This is a genomic window from Ruegeria sp. ANG-S4, from assembly GCF_000814005.1.
Lineage (GTDB): Bacteria > Pseudomonadota > Alphaproteobacteria > Rhodobacterales > Rhodobacteraceae > Ruegeria.
Window position 1 is genome coordinate 1 of record NZ_JWLK01000012.1, and the last position, 5,899, is coordinate 5,899.

At 49.6% G+C, this 5,899-nt stretch carries 3 protein-coding genes; all 3 read left to right on the forward strand.

The annotated features are described in order from the left end of the window. The coding region (locus RA28_RS22915; protein WP_052261572.1) for an Ig-like domain-containing protein at positions 1–3,225 on the forward strand (3,225 nt) is incomplete at its 5' end. Between the two features lie 166 nt (positions 3,226–3,391). After that, positions 3,392–4,813: a hypothetical protein gene (locus RA28_RS22025; protein ID WP_039533478.1), complete on the forward strand. Its 1,422-nt coding sequence runs from the start codon at positions 3,392–3,394 to the stop codon at positions 4,811–4,813. A gap of 30 nt (positions 4,814–4,843) precedes the next feature. Next, positions 4,844–5,869 (forward strand): acyltransferase family protein, encoded by a 1,026-nt coding sequence (locus RA28_RS22030; protein ID WP_082029895.1) that lies wholly within the window; start codon positions 4,844–4,846, stop codon positions 5,867–5,869. The last annotated feature ends 30 nt before the right edge of the window (positions 5,870–5,899 follow it).

Sequence of the window (5,899 nt, forward strand, 5' to 3'; positions counted from 1 at the left end):
ATTTCGGGCGACAGCCTGAGCCACACTGTTGCAGGTGAAGACGATTCTGACGACACGTCTGCAGATAATGGCGGTTCCACACCCGACACGCCCGATAATGGTGATACCGACACGGGCAGCGGCTCCACGCCAGATACGCCTGATGATGGCGATACCGGTGCAGATAATGGCGGTTCCACACCCGGCACGCCCGATAATGGTGATACCGACACGGGCAGCGGCTCCACGCCGGATACGCCTGATGATGGTGGGGGTGCTGGTGTCCCGCCTGGCACGTTCTCCCTAAATGATGATGTCCTCTTTATCGGGCACAGCCTTGTAGGTCCAAATATGCCCGCCATGCTGCAGTCATCGGTTCAGTCAAAAGGTGGTTTTGGAGACGTATCGGCTCAGATCACTAATGGCGGCAGCATTAAAGCAAACTGGGAACATTCTTCGTCTGCTCAAGGCGTTGATGCGCGCGCTGTGCTGCCAGCTGGCGAAATCGACGTGCTTGTGATCACAGAAGCTGTCCCGCTCCTTAGCCATCTCACTTGGAGCGAGTCTGTCGAACATGCAAAACGCTTCTATGACTTGGCCGTGACCTCCAATCCAGATACCCGCGTCTATGTTTATGAAACCTGGCACAGCCTTCTGAGCGGTACCGGGCAAGACGTTCCATTCGACAGCAATGGCCACATTCCGTGGCGCGATCGTCTGGATCAGGACTTGAAAGAGTGGGAAAGCATTGTTGAGTATGTAAATGCCAACAAGAGTCCTGGTCAGCCTGACATGCACCTAATTCCTGCAGGACAGGCTATGGGCAATCTCTATGACGCCATTCAGGCCGGACAGGTTCCTGGGATCAGCAGTATTAATCAGTTCTTCGATGACGATATTCACCCCAGTGATCTGGGGAATTATTTTCTCACAATGGTTCAGTACGCCACGATTTATGGGCAGGACCCGGATGATTTGCCTGTCCAGTTCCGTGATGAATGGGGCCAGAATTTTGACGCACCATCTCCGGCTCTGGCGGATGTGCTTCAAGATATCGCTTGGGAAACAGTGCTTGAATACGACCATTCGGGTTTTTCGCAGGGTGCAGGCGATGCGGATGCGAATGATGGGGGCTCTTCTGCGCCTGACGATGCACCTGATGATAGCGGTTCTGCGCCAGACGTGCCAGATACCGACGATACAGGTTCGGATGATGGAGGCTCTGCGCCCGACACACCCGACGATAGCGGCATGGACACAGGCAATAACGATTCCGCGCCTGAACTTCAGGGGGCTCCGGCACTTGGAATTGGGTTGAATGGGGTCAATGATTGGTCGACACAGCAACCCTTCCTGGATGTATTCAAAACAGCGAGAGCCTGGATAGGTATCCGACCAGAAGGCGGGGGCGTGGTCGAATATGACGAGTTGACGTCCTCGAATTATCTGGATGCAAATGGCTGGCCAATAGAAATTCCGGACGGTGTAGAGCGTATTCGGGCGGGTTTGCTGACTGACATGCCTGCAGAAGCTGAATCCCTGGCTGGACGGTATAGACTGAGTTTTGATGGCGAAGGAGAGATCCAAGTCATCAACGGGCAAAACATCGAATACGGGGATGGTGAAATCTGGTTTGATTATACACCAACCGGGTCAAACAATATCATGATCGACATCTTGTCGACGGCCTCGGGCGGAAACCACATCCGCAATATTTCGATCGTCCACGAAGACAACATCGCTGCTTATGATGCGGGTGAGATTTTCAATCCTCTTTGGACATCCTTGATCGAGGATATGCGATCGGTCCGTTTCATGGACTGGATGGAGACGAACAACTCCCATCAATCTGAATGGTCAGATCGCCCGCAGGTCGAGGACTTTAGCTGGGCCGTAGAGGGCGTGCCTCTGGAAGTTATGGTGGAGCTTGCCAACAAGCTTGGTGTCGACCCTTGGTTCAATATTCCACATCTGGCCACGCAGGAATATATTGAAGAGTTCGCGACTTATGTACGCGATAATCTGGATCCTAATCTAAAGGCGCATTTCGAGTATTCGAATGAAGCCTGGAACTGGATTTTTGAGCAGACATTCTGGATGGCGGAACAATCACAGGCGCGCTGGCCAGATCAGCCTAACTGGGTTCAATTCCAGGCAGTCAAAGCCGTTGAAATGGCGCAGATACTGGATTCCGTTTTTGGTGATCAGGCTGATGCCCGGATTATCAAAGTGCTTCCCACGCAGACAGATTGGCTGGGGTTGGAAAACGATTTTCTGTATGCACCCAATTGGGTCGCCGAAAACCCGACAGAAAATCTGCCACCGCACACCTACTTCGACGTCTATGCCATCACCGGGTATTTTGATGGAGAACTGGGCCGCGACAAGGCGCTGACGGTCAAAAGTTGGATTGACGAATCTCTAACCCGCGCATTGGCGGATGCCGAAGCGCTTGGCCTGACCGGGGCGGCGTTCGATGCATATGTTGAAGAGCATAAGTATGACTACGCGGTCGCGCTTTCCGTGCAGGAACTGCGTGACGGATCTGTTACTGGCGATCCCAGCGGCTCTCTGGCCGAGATGTTTGAACGTTTTGAATATCATGCACAAGTGGCCGAAGCCCATGGCCTTCAAATGGTGATGTATGAGGGTGGCACGCATATCCTGGGAATTGGTGAATACGCTCTGGATAATCAACTGACCGACTTCTTTACATATCTGAATTACTCCGAAGAGATGGGGATAATTTATGAAGAAGCACTTGCCGGTTGGGTTGATGCTGGCGGTACGATGTTCAATGCGTTTGTTGATGTCTCCTCGGCTACGCAGTACGGAAGCTGGGGGTCCCTGCGGTATCTCGAAGACGACACATCGCGCTGGGATACGTTGCTTGAATTCAACGCTTCAAGCCCGGTGTGGTGGGATGATCGACCCGCAAGTGCCTTCGACGGTACCAAAACAAATTATCCCGTCGCGGTTGATGATTTCGTCGAAAGCAGCGATAATGGGTCAATTGTCATTGATGCCCTGTCCAACGACTATGACCCGGAAGGGTCGATGCTTCAGATCAGCGAAGTGGGAACAGCTGAGCATGGCGTGGCAATTGCTCAGGCGGATGGTACAATATTGTATCAACCCAATGAGTCATTTACCGGAAGTGACCGCGTCGACTACTGGGTGACGGATGAAGATGGCCTCACCGATCAAGCGACGATTGTCATCCAACTAGACACATGGGACTTGTAAAAGCCGCAGTTTAATACGAACGTTCAATACGAGGCTCAGACCTGAGCCTCGTATTGAGCATATACATCTGAAAGCGACCCAAATCCGAGTCTGAAAATAAGCGATTGAGGCAATCGTTAAAGCCACCATAATTTCGAACTGACATATATTGCAGTCTAATAAATAGATGCCAAACATAATCGCCTATATTGTGCTATTCGGTTGGCCGTTAGTTGTCGTCATTTTATTCAGGTTACGCCCTGCGCATGAGGCATTTATTTTGTCGATCCTTGGTGGGATGTTGATTTTGCCAAGCGGCGTATCGCTTAAGATTCCGATGCTTCCGGCTTTTGATAAATCATCAATACCCAGTTTATCGGTGCTTGCAGCAGCTTTACTAGTCCATCGACACAAAACACCAACAAAGATCGACGATAGAGAAAATCCGTCAAATGGCTTCTCTTCTTTATATTCGGCGCTGATTTTTCTAGCTTTATTCAGCCCGATCCTGACTGTGCTAACAAATGATGACCCAATAATCTTCGGTCCAAGGTATATACCTGGGCTACGAATCTATGACGCATTGTCGGTAATAGCGCCTCTTTTCATATCATTCATACCTCTATTCTTGGGCAAACGCTTTCTGACAACACCCGAAAGCCACGTGTTCCTGTTGAAAACGCTTTGCATTTCCGGGCTTCTATATTCAGTTCCCATGCTCTTTGAAGCACGGTTCAGCCCTCAGCTCCACACGTGGATATATGGTTTTTTTCCACATTCTTTCGAGCAACACGTCAGAGCGGGTGGCTTTCGTCCTGTTGTCTTCTTCCGTCACGGCCTACTTCTTGGATTATTTATTGCGTTAACTGTCATTGCGGCAATTTTTCTGTGGCGCAAAACCAAGGACTCACGCTGGTTTTTTGCTGCGTGCTGGCTAAGTTTCATTCTCTTGGTCTCAAAAAGCTTGGGACCGCTTGCGCTTGCGTTGTTGTTCTTTCCCATTGCAATGTTGGCGACCGTAAGAGTTCAGCTCGTCTGTGCTGCAATCGTAGCCGCAATAATACTCGTCTATCCGGCAATGCGTGGCGCCGGACTGGTTCCGGTCAACGGAATCTACCAACTGGCCAGCAGTATTGATGAGAATCGCGCCGGATCGCTCAAATTCCGGTTGGATAACGAAGATCTCTTACTGGAACGTGCCAACGAGAGACCTGTATTCGGATGGGGCACATGGGGGCGGCCAGAAATATTTGACCCGGTAACTGGAGCTGGCATCAGTGTCTTTGACGGTGCCTGGATCATTATCATCGGCGTATACGGCTGGGTGGGCTACATTGCCCAATTCGGTTTGCTGACTCTGCCTTTGTTTTTCTTGTTCACGAAACGCAAAAGTCCCACATTAACATTGGCCACTTCTGCTTTGTCACTCTTGTTGGCGATCAATCTTATTGATCTGATTCCTAACGCATCGCTTACACCGCTTCTGTTTTTGATGAGTGGGGCCCTGCTCGGGATAGATACACGTGGGGCATCAAAGACGCACACACTTGAAAGTAAAGGAAAACCGCCTGAAATTTACATCCCAATGAGGAAACGACGACGCAGGTGAACCATCCCGGAACCTGCAGAAAAGCGCAAAATGACAAACAAACGAATAGACAGCCTACAACTGCTGAGAGGGATTGCAGCCTCTCTTGTGGCTATGTTTCATCTCTATGCGGCAGCTGGGGCCGAAGACTATGACCCCGGCCTTTTTAAGTTGTTCAAGCATGGTGAAGCTGGTGTCGACATCTTCTTCGTTCTGAGCGGATTTATCATTTTTTTCACAGCATCCAAAAATACCAAAGCTGGTCCAGCTTACTTTTTTAAATCCAGGTTTTGGAGGATATTTCCCCCGTATTGGGCGGTCTTAGCCCTCTATATTGCAGCATTTCTTGCAAGTTATTACATATTTGGAGACACCACGCGGTCTATCGATATTAAAACGCTACTGGCATCATTCGCATTGGCGCCAATCCCCGATCAGGTAATCATTATTGCATGGACGCTATCGCTGGAGCTCATATTTTATCTCGTCTTTGGCCTCTCATTTTTTGTGCTGGGTGCGGCAGGGTTCTTCGTTGTCATGTGCGCTTGGGTCGCGTTTTCTTTCACAACGTCACTTTATGCAATAAGTGTGCCCGGCTTTCTTTCGTTGCCGTTGAATACCATTGTCATTGAATTTTTGTTCGGATCCATTATTGGGTATCTGTACATAAATTTCAGACCGCGATTTCAAATACCCGCTTTGATTGCCGGCTGCGTTCTCTTGGGGCTGTCACTGGCTGGAGGTTTCCCGGAAGTACTTCATCTTAGTCGGGAAATCGCTTTTGGACTGCCGGCGATGCTCATTGTATACGGCCTTTCCGGTATCGATATGAAACTTCCCGAGTGGGTTAATACATGGGGCGAATCTTCATATATACTCTACCTAGCCCACCTGTTGGTTTATTTAGTCGTCGGAAAAATTTTCGAGATCGTTTTTTCCAAGAGTATATATTCGTCTCCAGCTTTAATGGTGTTTTTATTTTTAATTGCGACTGTGACTGCATATTTGGCAAACGTATTTCTTGAACGCCCATATCATATGTGGTACCGCCGCCGCCTTGTCCGATCTCAAAAGTAGAAATAAAAAGCTAGGGTCAGGACCCATTGA

Bases quoted from the DNA above. Each gene is read 5' to 3' on its own strand.
- RA28_RS22025 (WP_039533478.1), top strand. From the start codon at position 3,392: ATGCCAAACATAATCGCCTATATTGTGCTATTCGGTTGGCCGTTAGTT.
- RA28_RS22030 (WP_082029895.1), top strand. From the start codon at position 4,844: ATGACAAACAAACGAATAGACAGCCTACAACTGCTGAGAGGGATTGCA.